The sequence below is a fragment of the Pseudoalteromonas sp. DY56-GL22 genome, assembly GCF_041414715.1.
Classification (GTDB): Bacteria; Pseudomonadota; Gammaproteobacteria; order Enterobacterales; family Alteromonadaceae; genus Pseudoalteromonas; species Pseudoalteromonas simplex.
Genome location: NZ_JANHZR010000002.1, coordinates 131,379 through 153,149 on the forward strand (window position 1 = coordinate 131,379; position 21,771 = coordinate 153,149).

Annotated in this window: 16 protein-coding genes; 5 read left to right on the forward strand and 11 right to left on the reverse strand. The window is 42.3% G+C overall.

Annotation, left to right across the window (positions count from 1 at the left end):
* Positions 1 to 4: 4 nt before the first annotated feature.
* The 4 genes from NO991_RS04625 to NO991_RS04640 all read right to left on the reverse strand — a co-directional run bounded on the left by NO991_RS04625 (position 5) and on the right by NO991_RS04640 (position 5,596).
* The gene (locus NO991_RS04625; protein ID WP_300358770.1) at positions 5 to 1,519 is read right to left on the reverse strand and encodes a SpoVR family protein; all 1,515 of its coding nucleotides are present in this window, start codon (positions 1,517 to 1,519) and stop codon (positions 5 to 7) included.
* Positions 1,520 to 1,539: 20 nt separating this feature from the next.
* Positions 1,540 to 2,826 (reverse strand): YeaH/YhbH family protein, encoded by a 1,287-nt coding sequence (locus NO991_RS04630; protein ID WP_130167088.1) that lies wholly within the window; start codon positions 2,824 to 2,826, stop codon positions 1,540 to 1,542.
* 26 nt (positions 2,827 to 2,852) lie between these two features.
* Complete coding sequence (locus NO991_RS04635) at positions 2,853 to 4,775, reverse strand: PrkA family serine protein kinase (RefSeq protein ID WP_054551538.1); 1,923 nt, start codon at positions 4,773 to 4,775, stop codon at positions 2,853 to 2,855.
* 239 nt (positions 4,776 to 5,014) lie between these two features.
* Complete coding sequence (locus NO991_RS04640; RefSeq protein ID WP_054551537.1) at positions 5,015 to 5,596, reverse strand: superoxide dismutase; 582 nt, start codon at positions 5,594 to 5,596, stop codon at positions 5,015 to 5,017.
* 264 nt (positions 5,597 to 5,860) lie between these two features.
* Between NO991_RS04640 and NO991_RS04645 the strand changes: the two genes are divergently transcribed.
* Positions 5,861 to 6,199, forward strand: a complete 339-nt coding sequence (locus NO991_RS04645) for a Grx4 family monothiol glutaredoxin (protein ID WP_054551536.1) — start codon at positions 5,861 to 5,863, stop codon at positions 6,197 to 6,199.
* Positions 6,200 to 6,253: 54 nt separating this feature from the next.
* Here the strand turns inward: NO991_RS04645 and NO991_RS04650 are convergent, their stop codons facing one another.
* From NO991_RS04650 to NO991_RS04675, 6 genes are all read right to left on the reverse strand, one after another.
* Positions 6,254 to 7,546: a PAS domain-containing sensor histidine kinase gene (locus NO991_RS04650; protein WP_300358777.1), complete on the reverse strand. Its 1,293-nt coding sequence runs from the start codon at positions 7,544 to 7,546 to the stop codon at positions 6,254 to 6,256.
* Positions 7,546 to 8,874, reverse strand: coding sequence for a sigma-54 dependent transcriptional regulator (locus tag NO991_RS04655; protein ID WP_300358780.1), 1,329 nt, complete (start codon positions 8,872 to 8,874; stop codon positions 7,546 to 7,548). Before NO991_RS04655 ends, NO991_RS04650 begins: the two co-directional genes overlap by 1 nt.
* Before the next feature lie 81 nt (positions 8,875 to 8,955).
* Positions 8,956 to 10,161, reverse strand: a complete 1,206-nt coding sequence (locus tag NO991_RS04660) for an ABC transporter permease (RefSeq protein ID WP_138600449.1) — start codon at positions 10,159 to 10,161, stop codon at positions 8,956 to 8,958.
* A gap of 11 nt (positions 10,162 to 10,172) precedes the next feature.
* Entirely contained in the window at positions 10,173 to 11,486 is a 1,314-nt protein-coding gene (locus NO991_RS04665) for an ABC transporter permease (protein WP_300542603.1), read from the reverse strand.
* A 2-nt stretch (positions 11,487 to 11,488) separates the two neighbouring features.
* Positions 11,489 to 12,196 carry an ABC transporter ATP-binding protein gene (locus NO991_RS04670; protein WP_054551528.1) on the reverse strand — a complete coding sequence of 236 codons (708 nt, stop codon included), beginning with the start codon at positions 12,194 to 12,196 and terminating at the stop codon, positions 11,489 to 11,491.
* A gap of 21 nt (positions 12,197 to 12,217) precedes the next feature.
* A complete protein-coding gene (locus tag NO991_RS04675; protein WP_300358799.1) occupies positions 12,218 to 13,471 on the reverse strand; it encodes an efflux RND transporter periplasmic adaptor subunit in 1,254 nt (417 codons plus the stop codon).
* A 695-nt stretch (positions 13,472 to 14,166) separates the two neighbouring features.
* On the opposite strand from NO991_RS04675, the gene gltB reads away from it, so the two are divergent.
* From gltB to NO991_RS04695, 4 genes are all read left to right on the forward strand, one after another.
* Positions 14,167 to 18,624, forward strand: a complete 4,458-nt coding sequence (gene gltB / locus NO991_RS04680) for a glutamate synthase large subunit (protein ID WP_138600455.1) — start codon at positions 14,167 to 14,169, stop codon at positions 18,622 to 18,624.
* A gap of 9 nt (positions 18,625 to 18,633) precedes the next feature.
* On the forward strand, positions 18,634 to 20,049 hold the full coding sequence (locus NO991_RS04685; RefSeq protein ID WP_194441589.1) for an FAD-dependent oxidoreductase: 1,416 nt from the start codon (positions 18,634 to 18,636) through the stop codon (positions 20,047 to 20,049).
* Between the two features lie 277 nt (positions 20,050 to 20,326).
* Positions 20,327 to 20,524 (forward strand): hypothetical protein, encoded by a 198-nt coding sequence (locus NO991_RS04690; protein ID WP_054551940.1) that lies wholly within the window; start codon positions 20,327 to 20,329, stop codon positions 20,522 to 20,524.
* A gap of 12 nt (positions 20,525 to 20,536) precedes the next feature.
* Complete coding sequence (locus NO991_RS04695) at positions 20,537 to 21,229, forward strand: response regulator (RefSeq protein WP_209326467.1); 693 nt, start codon at positions 20,537 to 20,539, stop codon at positions 21,227 to 21,229.
* Here NO991_RS04695 and NO991_RS04700 read toward each other — a convergent pair.
* Complete coding sequence (locus NO991_RS04700; protein WP_138600461.1) at positions 21,222 to 21,710, reverse strand: hypothetical protein; 489 nt, start codon at positions 21,708 to 21,710, stop codon at positions 21,222 to 21,224. The genes NO991_RS04695 and NO991_RS04700 overlap by 8 nt on opposite strands.
* Between the last annotated feature and the right edge of the window lie 61 nt (positions 21,711 to 21,771).

Here is a 21,771-nt window from a genome sequence, read left to right on the forward strand (position 1 = left end):
TTGGTTACTCTGTTGTGTGTCGGGCATCACTGCTTGGGCATTCACCCAATAATGAAACTTCACCTGTTGCGCTTTCTTGTTCCAGTTTTACCTTAAAGCCCCATAGCCTGTAAAGGTGTTTTAGTACTTCATCTTTAGACTTGTTTAAAGGAATATTGTTATGGGGTACATAACGCAGAGTAAGTGAACGATCTCCTCTAATATCAACATTATAGACTTGAATATTTGGTTCGTGATTACTTAGGTTGTATTGTGCCGACAGGGTTTCACGAACTTGGTGATAGCCCATTTCATCATGAATAGCACCGACATTGAGGGTTGGCTCTTTTTCATGATCAATAATGGTAAACAACTTAAAATCACGAATAATTTTTGGCGATAAAAACTGGCTAATGAAGCTCTCGTCTTTAAAGTTTTGCATTGCAAAGTGCAAGGTTTCTAACCAATCGCTGCCGGCATACTCTGGAAACCATTTCTTGTCTTCTTCTGTTGGGTTTTCGCAGATACGGCGAATATCAACCATCATGTTAAAGCCAAGAGCATAGGGGTTGATCCCTGAATAATAATTACTGTTGTAGGGTGGTTGATACACCACATTGGTGTGACTTTGTAAAAACTCGAGCATAAAGGCATCGGTGAGCTTACCTTCGTCGTACAGATGGTTCAAAATGGTGTAATGCCAAAACGTAGCCCAGCCCTCATTCATCACTTGAGTTTGTTTTTGTGGGTAAAAATATTGCGAAATTTTACGCACAATACGAATTATTTCTCGTTGCCATGATTCTAGCAGCGGCGCATTTTTTTCGATGAAGTACAAAATGTTTTCTTGTGGCTCAGCAGGGAAGCGGCGTTCACGCTTTTTCGACTCTTGCTGCGAAGTAGGGATTGTGCGCCACAACTCGTTGACTTGAGATTGTAGGTAGTCTTCACGTTCTTGTTGGCGTTTTTGCTCTTCATAAAGAGAAATACGTTGCGGGCGTTTGTAGCGGTCAACACCATAATTCATTAATGCATGACATGAATCAATCAGGTTTTCGACCTCGGTAATACCGTATTTCTCTTCGCACTTGGCAATGTAATTTTTGGCAAATAATAAGTAATCGATAATTGAGCTGGCATCAGTCCAGGTTTTAAATAAGTAATTGCCTTTAAAAAATGAGTTGTGACCATAACAGGCATGGGCCATTACCAAGGCTTGCATTGGCAGGGTGTTTTCTTCCATTAAATAGGCAATGCAAGGATCTGAGTTAATGACAATTTCATAAGCGAGGCCCATTTGCCCACGCTTATAATTCTGCTCTGTTTGAATGAATTTTTTACCATACGACCAGTGGCTATAGCCAATCGGCATACCCACACTCGAATAGGCATCCATCATTTGTTCAGCAGTGATCACCTCAATTTGATTAGGGTAGGTATCGAGTTTATAAATTTTCGCTACCCGTTCAATCTCAGTTTGATACTCTGTTAGTAGATCAAATGTCCAATCAGGACCGTCGCTAATACGTTTATCGGCCATACTTTACCTCACTGGCAAGGCTATGCGGCGCCTTGCTGCTGACGATTCTTTTTAAATAATTCACGGAAAATAGGGTAAATGTCCTCAACGCCACGAATGTGTTGCATGGCAAAATTGTCGTGGGTTTGCACTATTGATTGATACTCTCGCCATAAACTTTGATGAGCACGGGCTGTAATTTCGATATAGGCGTAATAGCGCACCGCCTTTAACAGTTTATTACGTAAAATTTCGCCACAGTTTGGCGAATCATCAGCCCAGTTATCACCATCAGAGGCTTGCGCTGCGTAAATGTTCCACTCTTCAGGGTTATAACGTTCAGCGATGATTTCGTTCATCAGTTTTAATGCACTTGATACTATGGTGCCACCCGTTTCTTGAGAATAGAAAAACTCTTGCTCATCAACTTCTTTCGCTTGGGTATGATGACGAATATAGACAACCTCTATATTTTTGTAGCTACGAGTTAAAAATTGATAAAGCAGAATATAAAAACGTTTTGCCATGTCTTTCGTGGCTTGATCCATCGAGCCAGACACATCCATTAAACAAAACATCACAGCTTTGCTTGTTGGGTGTGGTTGCTTTTCATAATTACGAAAACGTAAGTCGTAATTATCAATAAATGGCACTGCTTTAATGCGGTTTTGCAGCTCCTCAATCTGACGTTCAAGTAACGCAATGGCTGCCTTGTCTGGCTGCTCTTCAGCTTGTAGCAGAGCGAGCTGACCTTCAAGCTCTGCAAGGTGACGTTTTTTGCCTGCAGTCATCGCCACTCTTCGAGCAAGCGAGCCTTGCAATGAGCGAACAATATCAATATTGCTTGGCATGCCGTCGTTACAAAAACCAGCGCGATGGGTTTTCATCTGCACCAGTTTATCGAGCTGGTTTTGTTGCAGGTTAGGCAGCTCAAGATCTTCGAACAATAAGTCTAAGTATTCATCTTTTGAAATAGAGAATACAAAGTCGTCTTGTCCCTCACCAGAGTCACTTGCTTCACCTTCGCCGCTACCACCACCTTGACCGCCTCCTTGCGGGCGCTTGATTTTGTCGCCCGTAGAAAACTGGTCATTGCCTGGGTGGATCTGTTCACGGTCGCCACCACGTCCTTGATGAAAAATAGGCTCACTGATATCACGTTGCGGAATAGAGATACTCTCGCCGCTGGTGGTATCGGTTACGCTGCGCTTATTAATGGCATCAGATACCGCTTCTTTAATCTGTTTTTTATAACGCCTGATGAATCGTTGACGATTCAAGGTACTTTTGTTTTTTCCATTCAGGCGTCGGTCAATAAAATGCGCCATAACAACCCCCTTAAAACAAACGTTTTTTACTGCGATTTTCTAACGCGTAAATACCATTCAGAAAGTAAACGTACTTGTTTTTGGGTATAGCCTTTCTCAACCATACGATTGACAAAGTCTTCGTGTTTTTTCTGATCTTCTGCAGAGGTTTTCGCATTGAAGGAAATAACCGGCAGCAGATCTTCGGTATTTGAGAACATTTTCTTCTCAATAACTGTGCGAAGTTTTTCGTAGCTGGTCCAAAGCGGATTCTTGCCTTGGTTGTGGGCACGCGCCCGCAGTACGAAATTAACTATCTCATTACGGAAATCTTTAGGGTTTGAAATACCCGCAGGTTTTTCAATCTTCTCAAGTTCTGCGTTAAGCGCAGCACGGTCAAATAACTGGCCAGTATCTGGGTCGCGGTATTCTTGATCTTGGATCCAGAAATCTGCATAAGTGACGTAGCGGTCAAAGATGTTTTGCCCATATTCAGAGTAAGACTCTAAATAGGCTGTTTGTAACTCTTTCCCGATAAACTCTACATACTGAGGAATGAGGTATCCTTTTAAGTGGCTTAAGTAACGCTCTTCAACATCGGCGGTAAATTGCTCTCGCTCAATTTGCTGTTCAAGAACATAGAATAAGTGCACTGGGTTGGCTGCCACTTCAGTGGTATCGAAGTTAAATACCCGCGATAGGATCTTGAACGCAAAGCGAGTAGAAAGCCCGGTCATGCCCTCATCAACACCCGCGTAATCGCGGTATTCTTGATACGACTTCGCTTTCGGATCGGTGTCTTTTAAGCTTTCGCCGTCATACACCCGCATTTTTGAATAAATACTTGAGTTTTCAGGCTCTTTAATACGCGAAAGAGTGGTAAATTGTGCCAGTGTTTTTAATGTGCCCGGTGCACAAGGTGCATCATGTAATTCACTGTTTTCAAGAAGTTTGTTGTAAATTTTAACTTCTTCAGAAACACGTAAACAATAAGGCACTTTGACGATGTAAACACGGTCTAAAAATGCTTCATTGTTTTTGTTGTTTTTAAATGTTTGCCACTCAGATTCATTTGAGTGAGCTAAAATCATGCCATTAAACGGCAGGGCACTAATGCCTTCTGTGCCGTTGTAATTGCCTTCTTGCGTAGCTGTAAGCAGTGGATGTAGCACCTTGATTGGCGCTTTAAACATTTCCACAAATTCCATTAAGCCTTGGTTTGCTAAACAAAGTGCACCTGAGTAGGCGTAGGCATCAGGGTCGTTCTGTGCAAAGTGCTCAAGCTGGCGAATATCTACCTTACCAACTAACGCTGAAATGTCTTGATTGTTTTCATCGCCGGGCTCAGTTTTCGCAATCGCGACTTGATTTAAAATAGATGGGAAGCGCTTAACCACTCTAAATTGGCTAATATCACCATTAAATTCACTTAAGCGTTTTGCAGCCCACGGTGACATCACCGTTTTTAAATAACGCGGTTTAATGCCGTATTCTTTTTCTAAAAGTTCAGCGTCTTCATTTGGGTCAAATAACGCTAAAGGGTGGTCGTTAACAGGCGAGCCTTTGATTGAGTAAATAGGTACCTGCTGCATTAAGTATTTTAGTTTTTCAGCAATGGATGATTTACCGCCACCTACTGGGCCAAGTAAATACAGTACTTGCTTACATTCTTCTAAGCCTTGCGCAGCATGTTTTAAATAAGAAACGATTTGCTCAATGGCATCTTCCATACCATAAAAATCGTGAAATGCAGGGTAGCGTGCGACTACGCGATTAGAAAACAGCCTGCTTAAGCGCGCATCGGTTGAAGTGTCGATAATCTCCGGCTCACCGATGGCCATCAATAGCCGCTCAGGTGCGCTGGCATAAGCTGATTTATCCTTCTTACAGATCTCGAGAAATTCCTCAATACTGTATTCTTCTTCTTGCGCTGCTTCGTATCGTGATTGGTAATGCTCAAAAATACTCATAGAGACCTCCGAAAACCCGCTAAAATGACGTGTAATTAGATTAAGAGAAAAGCAAAGGCTAATTAAAGCTTAGTCACGATTTTGAATTTTTGCGCAAGAAAATTAAGAATTTAATTGAAAAAAGCTCATCTTGATTACGCTTTTTGGCTGAGGGCTTGGCTGCGACTTAGAAGGGGCGTGCACTGGCAATAAAAAAGACGCCGAAGCGTCTTTTTTTGATTACTGCTAGTAACAGAAGATTAAGCGAAGTTAGCGTTCGCGAAGTCCCAGTTAACTAATGCCCAGAAACCTTTTAGGTAATCTGGACGAACGTTACGGTAATCGATGTAGTAAGCGTGTTCCCAAAGATCCACAGTTAGGATTGGTGTAACACCTTCATCAGTTAATGGCGTTGCAGCATTTGATGTGTTAACGATATCAAGAGTGCCGTCAGCTAGTTTAACTAACCAAGTCCAGCTTGAACCGAAGTTGTTTACTGCTTTGTCGTTTAACGCTTCTTTGAATGCGTCGAAAGAACCCCATTTAGCGTTGATCGCGTCAGCGATTGCGCCTGTAGGCTCGCCACCACCATTTGGAGATAGGCTGTTCCAGTAGAACGTGTGGTTCCAGATTTGTGCAGCATTGTTAAATACGCCACCTTCTGAAGAACATACGATTTCTTCTAGAGATTTGTTTTCGAATTCTGTGCCTGGGATCAGACCGTTTAATTTCACAACGTAAGTGTTGTGGTGTTTACCGTGGTGAAACTCTAGAGTCTCTTTTGAAATATGTGGCTCTAATGCATCGATTGCGTATGGTAGTGACGGTAGTTCAAATGCCATTTTTTATCTCCATCTTCTTGGTTGATAGTCCACTCAGTTATAGGTAATAGCAAGGTAAACAGCGTACTTCCCTATACCAAGTGGTATTATAGTGTTACTATAATTGTTGAGTATTTTACTCAAGTTTTAGCAAACAGCAATGCTATTGCTAAAGACTATTTAAAATTGTGGCTACGAATGCCGATTTTAAGTTATATATCTGAGGCCAGAGTGAAACTTTTTCAAGGCCAATGTAGTAAGCCAATGTCTTTTTTGAGGTTGTAAATGGAAACCATCGATAAAATTAAACAGCAAATTTCTGAAAATCCAATTCTTCTTTACATGAAAGGATCACCAAAGTTACCTAACTGTGGTTTTTCTTCACAAGCATCACAAGCACTTATGGCGTGTGGTGAGCAGTTTGCTTACGTTGACATTCTACTTAACCCAGATATCCGTGCAGAGTTACCTGCATACGCAAACTGGCCAACATTCCCACAGTTATGGGTAGAAGGCGAACTTATCGGTGGTTGTGACATTATTATCGAAATGTTTCAACGTGGTGAATTACAGCCACTAATCACTGAAACAGCTGCAAAGTACAAAGAAAAAGACGCTGAATAATTATATTTAGTGTAGAAAGAAGCCGCTGATTGCGGCTTTTTTGTATCTGTTGTATTACGCGGGCAGCAAAACATGCACGCTTAATCCACCTTGCTCGCGGTTATGCAAGCTAATTTGCCCGTGGTGCGCTTCAACTATTTCCCTGCAAAGTGCTAACCCTAAGCCGCTGCCTGTTGCTTTAGTGGAGTAAAAGGGTATAAGTGCGTTAGCCATTACAGCTTCACTCATGCCTTTACCTTTATCACTCACCGTGATGTGTGTGCCACTTGCTTCTTGTTGCACTGTTAAGCTGACATCTTCGGGGTTTGACCCTGACTCATAGGCATTTTTTAATAAGTTTATAAGTAATTGTTCAAGCTGAGTGTGATCAGCGTCAGTTGTTACACGCTCATCAAGTGAAACCTCGACTTGCCACTGACTTTTTAATTGCTCAATCAGCGTAGGCCAGTTAATCGTTGATAGTTGAGGGGTGGGTAACTTGGCAAATTTACCATAGCCTTGTACAAACTCATTAAGGTGTTTTATGCGGTCTTCAATGGTGGTAAATACCCGTTTTAAGCGTGGTTCATCGACTTCTTTTGTTAAAAGTTGCGCGCTATGAAGCATCGACGACATTGGCCCTAGGGAGTTGTTTAGCTCATGGCTAATAATACGAATAACTTTTTTCCATACCTCTACTTCTTGGCGGCTTAGTTCGCGGGTCAGTTGTTTAAAAACATACAGTTGGTGAAACTGATTATTAAGTAATAATCGGCCTGTTGCCATATGCCAAGTTTGTGATTCTTGATCTGCTTTGTCGAGGGTAAATAAGCCATCAACACCTTTGTGTATGGCACGCGTTAATTGCTCGCAGCTTGAATCTAATAAGTTTTCTAGCTTGGCGCCTTCAAGGGCTGATTTAGCATCGAGTAAGCTGCGAGCGCTATGGTTGCTATACACAATCAAGCCTTGGTCGTTAGTCAAAAGCACAGCTTGTGGCGAGCTTTGCAGTACTTTATCGAGCATCAGCTCACGCTGATAAATCCATTGTTTTTCTTGGCGAAGCTGTTTTGCAGTTTGGTTATAAAGCCGGCATAAATCACCTAGCTCATCACTGCCATCATAGGCTAATAATGTAGCCAGCTCACCATCTTTAAAATTAAGCAGCCCGGTTTCGAGCGAGTTCATGCCATCAATGAGCGGAGCTGATAATTGCGCGGCAAAAAATCCGCTTATCAAGGTGCAAGCGAGTAGGGCTAATAGGCTGTAAAGCAAGCTTATGCCCGCAAAATAACACACCAATATTAGCGGCAATGCAGACGCTGCAATACATAAGGTTATGATTTTATATCGAAACGAAAAACGCATTAGTATTCAATCTTAAATTTATCAAGCCTGCGATAAAGCGCTTGGCGGCTTAAACCAAAATGGCGAGCCACTTTAGCAATTACACCTTTGTATTCGCGCATGGCAAGTTCGATCTCCTGTTTGTTAGGCTCTGCTCTTGTTTGTGTTGGGCTGTTTGTTTCAACTTGTAAGCCAAAATCAGCAAGCTCAATCACCCCTGAGGGTTTTAAAACGCCAGCGCGTTTACAGGCATTTTCAAGCTCACGAACATTACCCGGCCAACTATGGGCGAGCAGGGCTTTTTCTGTACTTAGCGACAGTGTGCGCTCAGGTAAAAAGTGTGCGACTAAAGCTAAAATATCATCTGGGCGATGGGCAAGGCTTGGTAAATTTAACTCAATTACATTTAAGCGGTAGTAAAGGTCTTCTCGAAATTGACCTGTTTTAATTGCATGGCTTAAATCTTCATTGGTTGCTGAAATCACCCGCACATTCACTTTACGTGTTTGTGTTGAACCTAAACGTTCAAATTCACCGGTTTGTAAAATGCGTAATAATTTCATTTGCCCAGAAAGTGGCAAGTTACCAATTTCGTCTAAAAATAGGGTGCCACCATCGGCCGCTTCAAAACGACCAATACGCTGTTTGGTAATACCTGTATAAGCGCCAGCTTCGGCACCAAATAACTCAGCCTCAATAAGCTCGCTTGGCAAAGCACCGGCATTAACAGTGATAAAGGGTTTATCTGCTAATAATGAATTGGCTTGTATTATTTGTGCAATGCGTTCTTTACCACTGCCGTTGGGGCCTGTGATCAGTACTGAAATATCCGATTTAGCCACTTGAATCGCAAGATTAACAATGTGCTCCATAGCGGTACTTTTATAAACCAAGCCCACCAAATTTGCTTGTCGTACAGATGCGTCACGCTCTTGCTGGTGGCGGGTAAAAGTCTCGTTTTGCTGTTTTGCTTTACCCAGTTCGATTAGATTATTTACACAAGTAAGTAGCTTGGCGTCGTCCCATGGTTTTGGTAAATAATCAGCAGCCCCTGCTTTGACAAGTTCAACGGCAGTAGAAAGCTCTGTCCATGCGGTGATCAAAATAATCGGTAGGTGAGGATTTATGTCTCGTAAGGCATAAAAAAGTTCTTTGCCTTCTTCGCCGGAAGTGGTGTCGGCGGTAAAGTTCATGTCTTGAATAACAAGCGCAATACGTTGGTATTGTACGGCTTGAATTGCCTCAAACGGGTTACTTGCTGTAACAACATCAAAACCGTGAATTTCGAGTAATAACGACAATGCATCCAAAATGGCTGGGTTATCGTCGACGATAAGTATTTTTTCCATATTATTGTTTTAGTTATTTTCCTAATAAGGGTGCAAGATGAATGCTACACTGTTAATCCAGTGTAGCATAGGTTGGGAGAACTAAATTGTTCGAGTTGCAATGCTCGGTGAGATATTCGCCGCCCGTTTTGCAGGTGCAAGGACTGCTAATAAACTCATAACGAACACTGCCAGCGCTGTAGCAAGCACGTAGCTAACATCAAGCTGAGCTATTGAAAAGTGCTGCATGAGCAACTGGCCTAAATACACGGCAGCAATTACACCAATCACTAAACCAACGATACATATCATGGCGTTTTCAACTAAGAAGTAGCTGATGATGGCCGATTTTCTGGCGCCTAAAGCGCGGCGAGTGCCTATTTGTTTAGTACGCTTGCTAATATTGAACAGCGTTAGGCCGAAAATACCCAGGGCCGTCACCAACACTAAAATAGTAATAAGTACAATCAACATGCGCATCATTAATGTATCTTCAGCCATGTATGACTCTTTATCGTCATCTAAGCCACGAATGCGAGAAATAACGCGTTTGTTGTAGTTTTTTAGCATGGCTTCTTCAACACGGTTCATGACTGATTGGCGTTGACCAGGCTCTGTTCTAACCACAAAGCGTGCATTTGTACCAGGTTTAATAAAAGGCAGCAGTGCTACGTTATCTGGGCGGCTGTCTTTAAGCCAAGGGCCTTTCATTAGATCAATAACACCAATTATTTTCATTGGAATGTCACCAAAGTAGACTGTTTGCCCTAAACCATTGCCTTCAGGGAACAACTCATCGAGTAGAGTTTTAGTAACAACGGTTACTTTTGAAAGCTCATCATAGTTATCGGTGACGATCACTTCGTCTTCGGTGTAGTTACGCCCAGCAATGAGTTTTACACCATAAGTATTAATGCCATGCTCATCGATAAACATGTAAGAGCTACGCGCTGATTTACTCTCTTCAGGTGCTGGCTTTAAACTAAAATCTGACGAAGAGCCACTGCCCGAAAGCGGTGTATTACTTGAATAAGCAGCATCAACTACACCAGGTATTTGACGAAGCATGGCTTCATCAAGCTCATATTGCTGTGACGGCGACACATCTTTGCCAAACATCATGACATTAAAAACGAAAATGTCTTGTTCAGGATAGCCAGTCTCTTGGCTTAAATAGCTAATTCTGTCTTGGATAATAAACGCCGCATTACTAACAATTGCAGTGGTGATGGCAATTTGGATCAGTAATAAAATAGCGCCAACTTTTGAGCGGCATAAGGCGTGAAAGATAGGTTTAATTTCTAACATGGGTGTCTTCCTTATTGGCTCTTAAGATAAATAGCAGGGTTGGTTTTACATACCAGCCAAGCAGGGTACAGACCCGCTATAACACAGGTGCTAATTGCAATCACAGGTGCGCTGAGTAGCATGGTTAAGTCCATAGTGGCTAAGCTTTGGTAGTAGCTATAGCTTTGACGTACGCCTAATAAACCCACTTGCGCCAAAATAATACCCAAGATGCCACCTAAGAAACCTAACATGGCAACCTCAACAATATGTTGAAAGAATATTTGGCGTTTGCTGGCACCTAATGCACGGCGTACACCGACCTCAGGAGCGCGGCGCAAGAACTTCGCTAGTAATAAGCCTAAAATGTTGGCAAGGCATACCGCTAAAAACATAAAGCTAAGGCCAACCAGAATTTCGTTGTCTTCGCTAACAACATTGTTGTACTGCATCCACTCATTTACATCGCGTAAGGTAGCGGTTAATTTTTCGCGGTTAAAACGACCTAGCTTTTGTTGCTCTTGCATATAGGCCATTAAAAAGTCTTGGTAAGCTTGTTTTTCTGCAGGTGTTTTTAGTTCAACCCAAAATTGTAACCACACCATTTCAGAATTGAGTTTGTCGTTAAAGGTATTGGTTTTTTCGTGCTTCCAACCATTGGTATTACCCCAGTTTTCAAGCTGGCGTGCTTTCATTAGGCTAAATGGTAAAAATAGTTGCTCGGTCTTATTAAATGCACCGTTGTTCAGATCATAATATTTGGTGGTGATATCCCAATCATCAATCACGCCAATAACTTCGTAGCTGGCATCATCGAGGTACACCATTTTGCCTACCGGGTTTTCACCTGCGAATAACTTGTCGTTTAATTCTTTATTGATCACCACAACAGGGGCTGCATCGGCTTCTTGTTGCGCGCTCCAAACCCCACCGTAAATAAACGATAGGTTAAACATATCGAAAAAATCAGGCGTGGTTAGGCGTGCTTGTCCAATAAATGGTTTAACTTTATCTGAGTCTAAATAAACCGAAAAACCCGTTCTAACCATAGTGACACGTTTGCCACCCGCATTCGCTTGATTAAGGTTAACGGCATCCTGATAAGTTAATTGCAGTGGCATGTTATCGACTGTCCACCACGTACGGCCTTCATCCATGGTTTGTAGCTGTACTGTATAAAGGTCACTACTTTTTTCAGGAATAGGGTCTGCTGACATCATGTGATACACAGATAAGCTTGTCATGGTTACGCCAATACCAATGGCAATGGCCAGTACCATTAAAAAGCTCACAAGTGGCGTGCGCTTAAAGCTGCGCCAGCTTAAATCTAAATAATGAAGGAACATGGTTACACTCCAGCCGCTTTAAGATTTTGAGTGCCTTGGTACAAGGTGAAGTCAGCGAGTTGGCCGTCAACAACTTGGATATTACGTGGTGCTCTGCGAGCAAGTTCTGGATCATGAGTAACCATGATGATGGTTGCGCCATCACGGTTGATTTGCTCAAGTAGCTCCATTACTTGACGGGCCATTAAGCTATCTAAATTACCGGTTGGCTCATCGGCAAGTAAAAAGCGCGGTTCACCAGCAAGGGCTCTGGCAATAGCTACACGTTGTTGTTGGCCACCAGAAAGTTGTTGCGGTAAGTGTTTAGCGCGTGATGCTAAACCAACTTGCTCTAAGCATTGCTCGATTCGGCGTTTACGCTCGGCGGCTTTGATACCGCGATAACGCAGTGGTACTTCAATATTTTCATAGAGGTTCAAATCTGGGATCAGGTTAAAACCTTGGAAAATAAAACCAATTTTTTGATTACGAAGATCTGCACGCTGGTTGTCGTTTAGCTTACCCACGTCAATACCGTCTAACATGTATTGGCCTTCGCTAAAGGGTTCTAACATACCGGCGATGTTTAAAAAGGTGGTTTTTCCTGAGCCACTTGGGCCCGTTACGGCAATAAATTCACCTTCTTCTACTTGAAGATTAAAGTCACGAAGAGCATGTGTTTGTACCATATCTGTTTGATACACTTTGCTGATGTTGTTCATTGTAAGCATGTTGATTATTCCTTTTATTTGTTAGCGTAAAACCAGTGTGGGTGCTTTTTTAAAGCGATCGTAGTTTGAGATAATTAACTTATCGCCAGGCTCTACGCCTTCAATTATCTCCACAGCATTAATACTGCTTGCACCGGTTTTTATATCGATTAAATAAGCCATGTCACCGTCAACTTTATAAGCATGGGTGCCACCTTGTTGTAAGAATGCGCCGCGTTTTACTTGTAATACATCGTCGCGATTCTCTAGTAAAATACGTGCAGTTAAGCGTTGGTTTTGGCGAATGCCAGAAATCTCATTGTCAAAGCGTACGCGGGTTGTCACCTCGCGGTTATTTACTTCAGGTGATATAGCCGAGAGCGTGCCTGTGACATGACGACTACCTAACGTAAGCTCAACTTGCATACCAAGACCTAGCTCATTGGCGTAACTTTCTGGTACTTGCAGTTCTGCTTCAAAGTTACTTAAATCGACCAATGTCATTAATGGTTGGCTTTGTGTGACCGCTTCTTTTTGTTGCACTAATAAGTTACCCACAATGCCGCTTACACTCGCGGTAATAGTGAGTTCATTTACTTGTCTGAGTAAGTCATCAACAATCAGTTGCTGACGTGCCAGATCACGCTCTGCAGCTTTTAGCTCAAATGCGAGGGTATCTTTAGCTAAGCTGACTTCTTGCTCGGCGTGCTTATAAGACAGCTTGGCACGAGCTAAGTCATCAACGGCTTTTTCTAAATCTATTTGGCTAATTAAATGTTTTTCGATTGAGATTTTAGCTCGGCGGTTTTCTCTATCTGCAGCATTGAGTTCAACTTGCGCTAAATCGAGCGCTTTAGTAAGGCTTAGTTTTTGTCTGCGCGCTTCAAGTTGCTTGCGCTGTAATTCGCCTTCTAATCGCGCTAATACTGATTGTTGTTGTTTTAGCTCGTTGGTTAGCTCAGGGCTGGTTACGGTTGCGATCACTTCATTTACTTCAACGCTGTCACCGGCTTTTACTTTTAAATCGACAAAGCCGCGTTCTGGGCTATAAACCTTTGGCGCATTAGCTGCAACGATTTTACCGCTTGCTGCTACATCTCTGGTGAGTGTCTTTTGGCTTACTTCACTAATTTGTAGGCTTGCTGCATCAACCGAAATGCTGCCATCGTTACTGGCAAACAATGCTTGAAAGCCGAGCGCACCAACAAGTATTACACCTGCAGCTATTATTAGTGGCTTTTTAATGGTGGTTTTCTTGGCCACGGTAATATCTTGGGCGCTGGTATCTTTAATCATCATAACTCCTTACGATTCTCAAAACACACAATCATGAAGCCAACGGCAAGCATGGTAAGTGGAGAAGCCATAAACAAACTGATAGTGAACATTTTGAAATCCTCAATTTCGCTGATGTCTTATCTATACCAGTAGCGTGCCAGTTTTTAATTTATTGATTTTTAATGATTTTACGTTTTAACAGTGAGTTAATGTCTGTCCGCGGACAGAAAAAGTGTCCGCAGCGGACACTTTTAAATTGCTGATTGTTGACGCAAGGGTAAAGAACTCAGTCATTGCGACTAAGGTAGTCTGCTCAGATACATAGTTTGTAACTATGCTAAAGCCAAGAGTAAATAATGATGCAGTTAGGCTAGTCGAGACCCCGTAAAAAACTGCATTGATATTCATAATTTGAATAATTATTCAAAATAAAGCACAGTTTACGTTAACGTAAAGTGGCGGGTTTTTAGATTGTTTTTTTACAAGTTGTTAAATTTGACACCAGTGTCATAAAAAAATAACGGGTAAAATACGACTAAATGTAAAAAAATAGCATAGAATTTAAAAAGTACCTTAAGTGAGAAATATTCATGAATATGAATATGTATTCAAAACTCTATTGACTCATGAGGTATTTGGCGATAGTTTTGTTCGTCTGCTAGCACTGTCACAAAAGACTGAACCGCTAGTCGTTGTAGCAAGGGGAGGGGTCTATGTTATACGACTCAAAATTAGAAAAAGATAATTGTGGCTTTGGCTTAATAGCCCAGGTCAATGGTCAGGCGAGTCACCGCTTGATTCGAACAGCAATCACTGGCTTAGATCGCATGGAACACCGTGGGGGTATTTCTGCTGATGGTAAAACAGGTGATGGCTGTGGTTTATTAATGCAAAAACCTGATAGCTTCTTTCGTGCTATAGCCAGCGAACATGATTGGCATTTAGGAAAGAACTACGCCGTTGGCATGGTATTTTTAAATGCCGATCCTGTACTTGCGCAAACAGCTAAAGATGTGTTGAGTGAAGAACTCGAAAAAGAAACCTTGAGCATTCAAGGCTGGCGCGTAGTACCTACCGATGCGTCATGTTTAGGGCCAATTGCAAAAAAACAACTACCAGGCTTTGAACAAATTTTTGTAAGCGCACCAGAAGGCTGGCGTCCAAAAGATTTAGAACGTCGCTTGTATGTAGCGCGTCGTCGTGCTGAAAAACGCCTCGAAAACGATGAACATTTTTATATTGCCAGCTTATCTGGTTTAGTTACTGTCTATAAAGGCTTAATGATGCCTGTAGACTTACCTAACTTTTATTTAGACCTAGCTGACATCCGCATGACCAGTGCGATTTGTGTATTCCACCAACGTTTCTCTACTAATACACAACCTCGTTGGCCACTGGCGCAACCATTCCGCTATCTAGCACATAATGGTGAAATTAATACGATTCAAGGTAACCGCCAATGGGCTCGTGCCCGTGCGTATAAGTTTGCCTCACCACTTATTCCTGATTTGCAATCAGCAGCACCATTCGTGAACGAAAGTGGCTCTGACTCTTCAAGTTTAGATAATATGCTTGAATTGTTCTTAGCCGGTGGCATGGATTTATTCCGTGCAATGCGTATGCTTGTGCCGCCAGCATGGCAAAAAAACCGTGCTATGGATGATGACTTACGTGCATTCTATGACTTTAATTCAATGCATATGGAACCATGGGATGGCCCAGCTGGTATTGTCATGTCTGACGGTCGTTTTGCTGCTTGTAACCTTGACCGTAACGGTTTACGCCCAGCGCGTTATGTAATTACCCAAGATGGTTTTATTACCCTTGCCTCAGAAGTAGGTATTTGGGACTACGCGCCAGACGAAGTGGTTGAGAAAGGCCGTGTTGGCCCTGGTGAGTTATTAGTAATTGATACTCATCAAGGTAAAATTTGGCATTCAGATGAGATTGACCAAGATCTTAAGTCACGCCATCCATATAAAGCATGGCTTGAAGCAAACGTTAAGCGTTTAACGCCATTTGAACAGTTATCTGAAAAAGATGCGGGTAACCGTTCTTTTGATGACGAAACACTGCTTAAGTATCAAAAAATGTTTGGCTACACCAACGAAGAGCTTGATAGCGTGATTCGTGTAATGGGTGAAAATGGTCAAGAAGCAACAGGTTCAATGGGTGATGACACGCCATTTGCGGTTCTGTCAGAAGGCCATCGCTCACTGTTTGATTACTTCCGACAAAAATTTGCGCAAGTAACCAATCCACCAATTGACCCACTTCGTGAAAATCACGTTATGTCACTGGCAACCTGTATTGGTAGTGAGCAAAACGTATTTAACGAAACAACCGGCCACGCTAAGCGTTTACAGTTTGATACGCCGATTTTGATGTACGCTGATATGCAACAGCTGATCAATGCTGACGATGAGCATTACAGCTACTGTAAAATTGATATCACTTACACACAAGAAGAAGGCTTAGAAAAAGCAATCACACGTATTTGTGATGAAGCACAAGAAAAAGCAGCGTCAGGCTGTGTCATGCTTATTTTAAGTGATCGTAACTTTAGCGAAACGCATTTGCCGATCCCGGCTGCGATGGCGGTTGGTTCAATTCAAAGGCGTTTAGTCGATAATAACTTACGTTGTGAATCTAATATCATCATCGAATCGGGTAGTGTCCGTGATGCGCATCAGTTTGCGGTATTACTTGGTTTTGGTGCAACGGCAATTTATCCGTACCTTGCATATGAATCATTAGTTGCAATGAGTGACAAAAAGATTTTAAACAAGAGCTATTGCGAAGTAACGCTTGCTTATCGTAATGCGATCAACAAGGGTCTGTATAAAATCATGTCGAAAATGGGGATCAGTACTGTCGCTTCGTACCGCTGCTCGATGTTATTTGAGGCAGTTGGTTTATCAGATGCGGTTGTAGAAACCTGTTTTAACGGTGTAGCTAGTCGTATCAAAGGGGCGTGTTTTACTGATTTTGATGATGACCAACGTAAACTTCATAAGCTGGCATTTAGTAAACGTAAGTTATTAAGTCATGGTGGCTTACTAAAATATGTTCACGGTGGTGAGTACCATGCTTATAACCCAGATGTTATTCAAACTCTGCAAAAGGCAGTGCGCTCTGGGGATTATAAAGATTACTTGGCTTATGCTGATTTAGTAAATAACCGGCCGATCACCAATTTACGTGACATGCTAGCGGTGAAAATTCCTGATAGCGGTGTGAGTGTTGATGACGTAGAGCCAGCAACTGAGCTTTACAAACGTTTTGACTCTGCTGCAATGAGTATTGGTGCATTATCGCCAGAAGCACATGAAGCACTCGCGATTGCAATGAACCGCTTAGGGGGTTGTTCAAACTCTGGTGAAGGTGGTGAAGACAAGCTTCGCTACGGTACAGAGAAAAACTCACGTATTAAGCAAGTTGCTTCGGGCCGTTTTGGTGTTACACCACATTACTTACGTAGCGCTGATGTCATTCAGATTAAAGTGGCGCAAGGTGCAAAACCAGGTGAGGGTGGTCAATTACCGGGTGAAAAAGTAACGCCGTATATTGCAAAATTACGTTACTCAGTGCCAGGTGTGACCTTGATTTCGCCTCCGCCGCATCACGATATTTACTCGATTGAAGATTTAGCCCAGCTTATTTTCGATTTAAAACAAGTAAACCCAGATGCACTGATCTCGGTGAAACTCGTTTCTGAGCCGGGTGTAGGTACTATCGCAACTGGCGTAGCTAAAGCCTATGCAGATTTAATTACCATTGCTGGTTATGACGGTGGCACAGGTGCAAGCCCGCTTACCTCTGTTAAGTATGCAGGTAGCCCTTGGGAGCTTGGTCTTGCTGAAACCCAGCAAGCGCTGGTAGAAAATGGTTTACGTCACCGTATTCGTTTGCAAACAGATGGTGGTCTTAAAACGGGTCTAGATATCATTAAGGCGGCTATTTTAGGTGCTGAAAGCTTTGGCTTTGGTACTGGCCCTATGGTGGCACTAGGTTGTAAATACTTACGTATTTGTCACTTAAACAACTGTGCGACCGGTGTTGCAACGCAAGACGATACGCTGCGCCAAAAGCATTATCATGGCCTACCAGAAATGGCGATGAACTATTTTAAGTTTATAGCCGAAGAAGCTCGCCAAATTATGGCAAGTTTAGGTGTAACTCGTTTAACAGATTTAATTGGTCGTTTGGACTTACTTGAAGCAATCGAAGGCAACACAGAGAAACAAAAGAAAGTCGATCTGTCGTCAGTGATTGCTGTGCCTAACAACCCAACGGGTGAAACACTGTATTGTAGTGCGCCAAATAGCTCACACTACTTAGGTCAGCTAAATGAAACCTTGCTTGAAAAAGCTAAACAAGCAATTGATGAAAAATCAGGTATCTCACTGGTTAACCGTATTTGCAATACAGACCGTTCAGTGGGCGCTATGTTATCTGGCTATATCGCTTCTAAACACGGTAACCAAGGTATGGCTGCTGATCCTGTCTCTGTTGAGCTTCATGGTACAGCGGGTCAGTCATTTGGTGTATGGAATGCGGGTGGCCTTGAAATGACACTGGTTGGTGATGCCAATGACTATGTTGGTAAAGGCATGGCTGGCGGTAAGCTAGTAATTCGCCCACCGCTGGGTTCATCGTTCGAAAGCCACAAAGCGACCATTGCCGGTAATACCTGTTTATATGGTGCAACAGGCGGTAAGTTATTTGCTGCAGGCTGTGCCGGTGAGCGTTTTGCAGTGCGTAACTCAGGCGTTCAAGCGGTTGTAGAAGGTGTTGGTGACAATGGCTGTGAATACATGACAGGTGGTGTGGTTTGCGTACTTGGCAAAGTAGGTATTAACTTTGGTGCAGGTATGACAGGGGGATTTGCGTATATTCTTGATGAGGGCAACGACTTTGAAAAACGCATTAACCCTGAGCTTGTTGAAATTGTTACCCTTGAAGGGTTGGCGTCACATCAAGAACATTTACGCGGCCTCATTGCTGAGCATTTAGAGCTTACCGGCTCAAATCGCGCTGAGCAGATTTTAGCTAACTTCGATTTATACATGCCAATGTTTAAATTAGTTAAGCCAAAATCTAGTGATGTAAAAAGTTTACTCGGACACCGAGCGCGCAGTAGCGCAGAGCTTCGTGTTCAGGCTCAGTAAGGGGGTAGTATGAGCGAAAATGTATACCAGTTTATCGATGTACAACGTGTTGATCCGCGTAAAAAGCCAATTTCAGCACGTAAACAATCTTTCGTAGAAATCTACGAGCCGTTTTCTGAGACACAAGTTAACTCACAGGCGGATCGCTGTTTAGATTGTGGTAATCCGTACTGTGAATGGAAATGCCCAGTGCATAACTATATTCCACAATGGTTAAAACTCATTCGTACTGGCCGTATTTTAGAAGCGGCAGAGCTGTCTCACCGTACAAACAGCTTACCAGAGGTGTGTGGACGAGTTTGTCCACAAGATCGCTTGTGTGAAGGCTCTTGCACACTTGAAGAAGAGTTTGGTGCTGTCACTATCGGTAATATCGAAAAGTACATCACTGATACGGCATTTAAAATGGGCTGGAAACCAGATATGTCGTATGTGGTATGGTCTGACAAAAAAGTGGCTATCATTGGTGCAGGTCCAGCGGGCTTAGGTTGTGCGGATATTTTAGTACGTAACGGTGTTAAGCCTGTGGTGTTTGACCGTCACCCAGAAATCGGTGGCCTTCTTACGTTTGGTATTCCTTCATTTAAGCTTGAAAAAGAAGTAATGCAAAAGCGTCGTGAAATTTTCACGGAAATGGGTGTCGAGTTTAAGCTAAACACTGAAGTTGGCGTTGACATTACCCTTGATGAAATTTTGGCTGAATATGATGCCGTATTCTTAGGGGTGGGTACCTATCAAAGTATGCGTGCAGGCCTTGAGAATGAAGATGCAGAGGGTGTGTTTGATGCACTGCCGTTTTTAATTGGTAACACTAACCGTGTTATGGGCTATGCAGAAGACAAGCAAGCTTATATTGATATGGCGAACGAAAAAGTCGTTGTATTAGGCGGTGGTGATACAGCAATGGACTGTGTGAGAACCTCTATTCGTCAAGGGGCTACACAGGTTACTTGTGCATATCGTCGTGACGAAGAAAACATGCCAGGCTCAAAGCGCGAAGTTAAAAATGCCCGTGAAGAGGGCGTTGAGTTTACCTTTAACGTTCAGCCAAAAGGCATTGTGGTTGATGAGCAAGGTAAAGTTGCTGGCGTTAAGATGGTGAAAACCCAACTTGGTGAGCCGGACGAAAATGGTCGTCGTCGTGCTGAAGAAGTTGCGGGTTCTGAGCATGTTATTGAAGCAACTAAAGTGCTCATGGCGTTTGGTTTTAAACCTCATAAAATGGATTGGTTAGAACCGTACGGTGTTGAAATCAATCATTGGGGTGGTATCAATGCACCAGAAAAAGGTGAATTTACTCACCAAACAACCAACCCTAAGATTTTTGCCGGTGGCGATATTGTCCGCGGTTCAGATTTAGTGGTAACGGCTATTTTCGAAGGCCGAAATGCCGCGGAAGGGATTATGGATTATTTAGGCGTTTAATTCTAAGGCGCCATTCAACACTTTTAAAAGCAAGCTACCGAGCTTGCTTTTTTATTGCCTATCATTTTATTGATACGAAAATTTAACCTAGTTTTAGAAAAATAATGAAAAAATAGCGCTTATTACCTAAAATCTAGGAATGAATCTAACTGTTGAACAGAAAAAATTCATTATTTCGTACTAACTCCATATTTGCTCCATATTGTTGCGTTTTAATATTTAGTAGAGGCAGAAGCCCATCTTAATATTTGATGCTAACAACATGGATAAAAAGAAAATGTTTTGCGAACACACAAATGACGAGCAGTTAAGCTTTTTTCAGCCAAATTCGAAATCTGAAAATGATTTACTCAATGAGGTTATGAATAGTGAAGATCTGCACGATATTCTGACTATGGTTTTATTAGATGAAACCTTATCAGATACGCTTAAAGCGATGGTGAAGCAACAACTTAGAACAATAAAAAAAATATAAACGGAAATAGAAATGCCGCAGATATTAGTCGTTGAAGACGACTTAGATATTGCAGAACAAGTGCTGTTGTTCTTCAATGCATCTGGCTTTACTACTCACCACATCACTGATGGCAGTGCTGTGGTGTCGTGGGTTAAAGAAAATAATCCGGATGCGATAATTTTAGATGTAATGTTACCTAATTTAGATGGCGTGGAGTGCATGAAGCAGATCCGCGCTTTTTCTATGGTACCTATTATTATGGTAACCGCTAAAGTTGAAGAGGCTGATAGGCTAAAAGGGCTAGAACATGGTGCCGATGACTATGTTTGTAAACCTTTTAGCGGCGCAGAGCTGGTGATGCGTGTTAAAGCTATTTTAAGGCGTTGTGCGTCAGCACCTAGTACCGATGTAGTAGTGCAAGCGACTGATGCAATTTGCTTAATAGAAGATGCGCTTGAAGTTGAAATTAAAGGTGTCTCTTTAGGTTTAACAAAAGTGGAATTTGACGTATTTAAACTTTTGTACAAAGCCCCAAAGCGTGTTTTTTCTAGGCAGCAGATACTTGACCATATCCAACCAAACAACTTTGATATTACCGATCGGGTAATCGACAGCCATATTAAAAATATTCGCAAAAAGCTTAAGAGTTTAGATTTCTCTCCTAAGATAGTCGCTTCCGTTTATGGTGCTGGCTATCGCTATGATGAACGTCAAATCAATTGATTTGGCGTTCATCGCTTTCTAAATTACATACTGTTCGATCACCTTTTCGAATCGAATGGCTAAACACATACACTGATAATTCCCTCGTTTTGATATCTTGCCAAATGCGTTTGCTAGCCACAGGGCATAAAGCGTAATGTAAATATTGACTCAAAGCTTCACCTTCTAGAGCAATTTTGCTTGGCGTTTGCACATACACCTGAATTGCATCAGATGAGTAGTTAATTTTATTTAAGCGCCATTGCCCCAGTAAAAACTGTTTGGCAAAAAATTGCGAGATACGCTGTTTCGCCGCTGCAGATAACGGTGGATACTCTTTCGGTTTTTCATAACTCGCATAATAAAACCCAGCACTCAATAGCACACAAGCAAGCGCGGCGCAGATAGGAAGAGGTGATTTTTTGGTTTTTTTAACTTTGCTTTGGCGGTGTTTACGCTCAACAGATTTTGCCCATTGAGCATGCTTTAATGACTCTGACATGGTTCCATTCCACAGTAGTTTATTATGCTATTTAAGCAATAAAATATGGTGGAAAAATGGA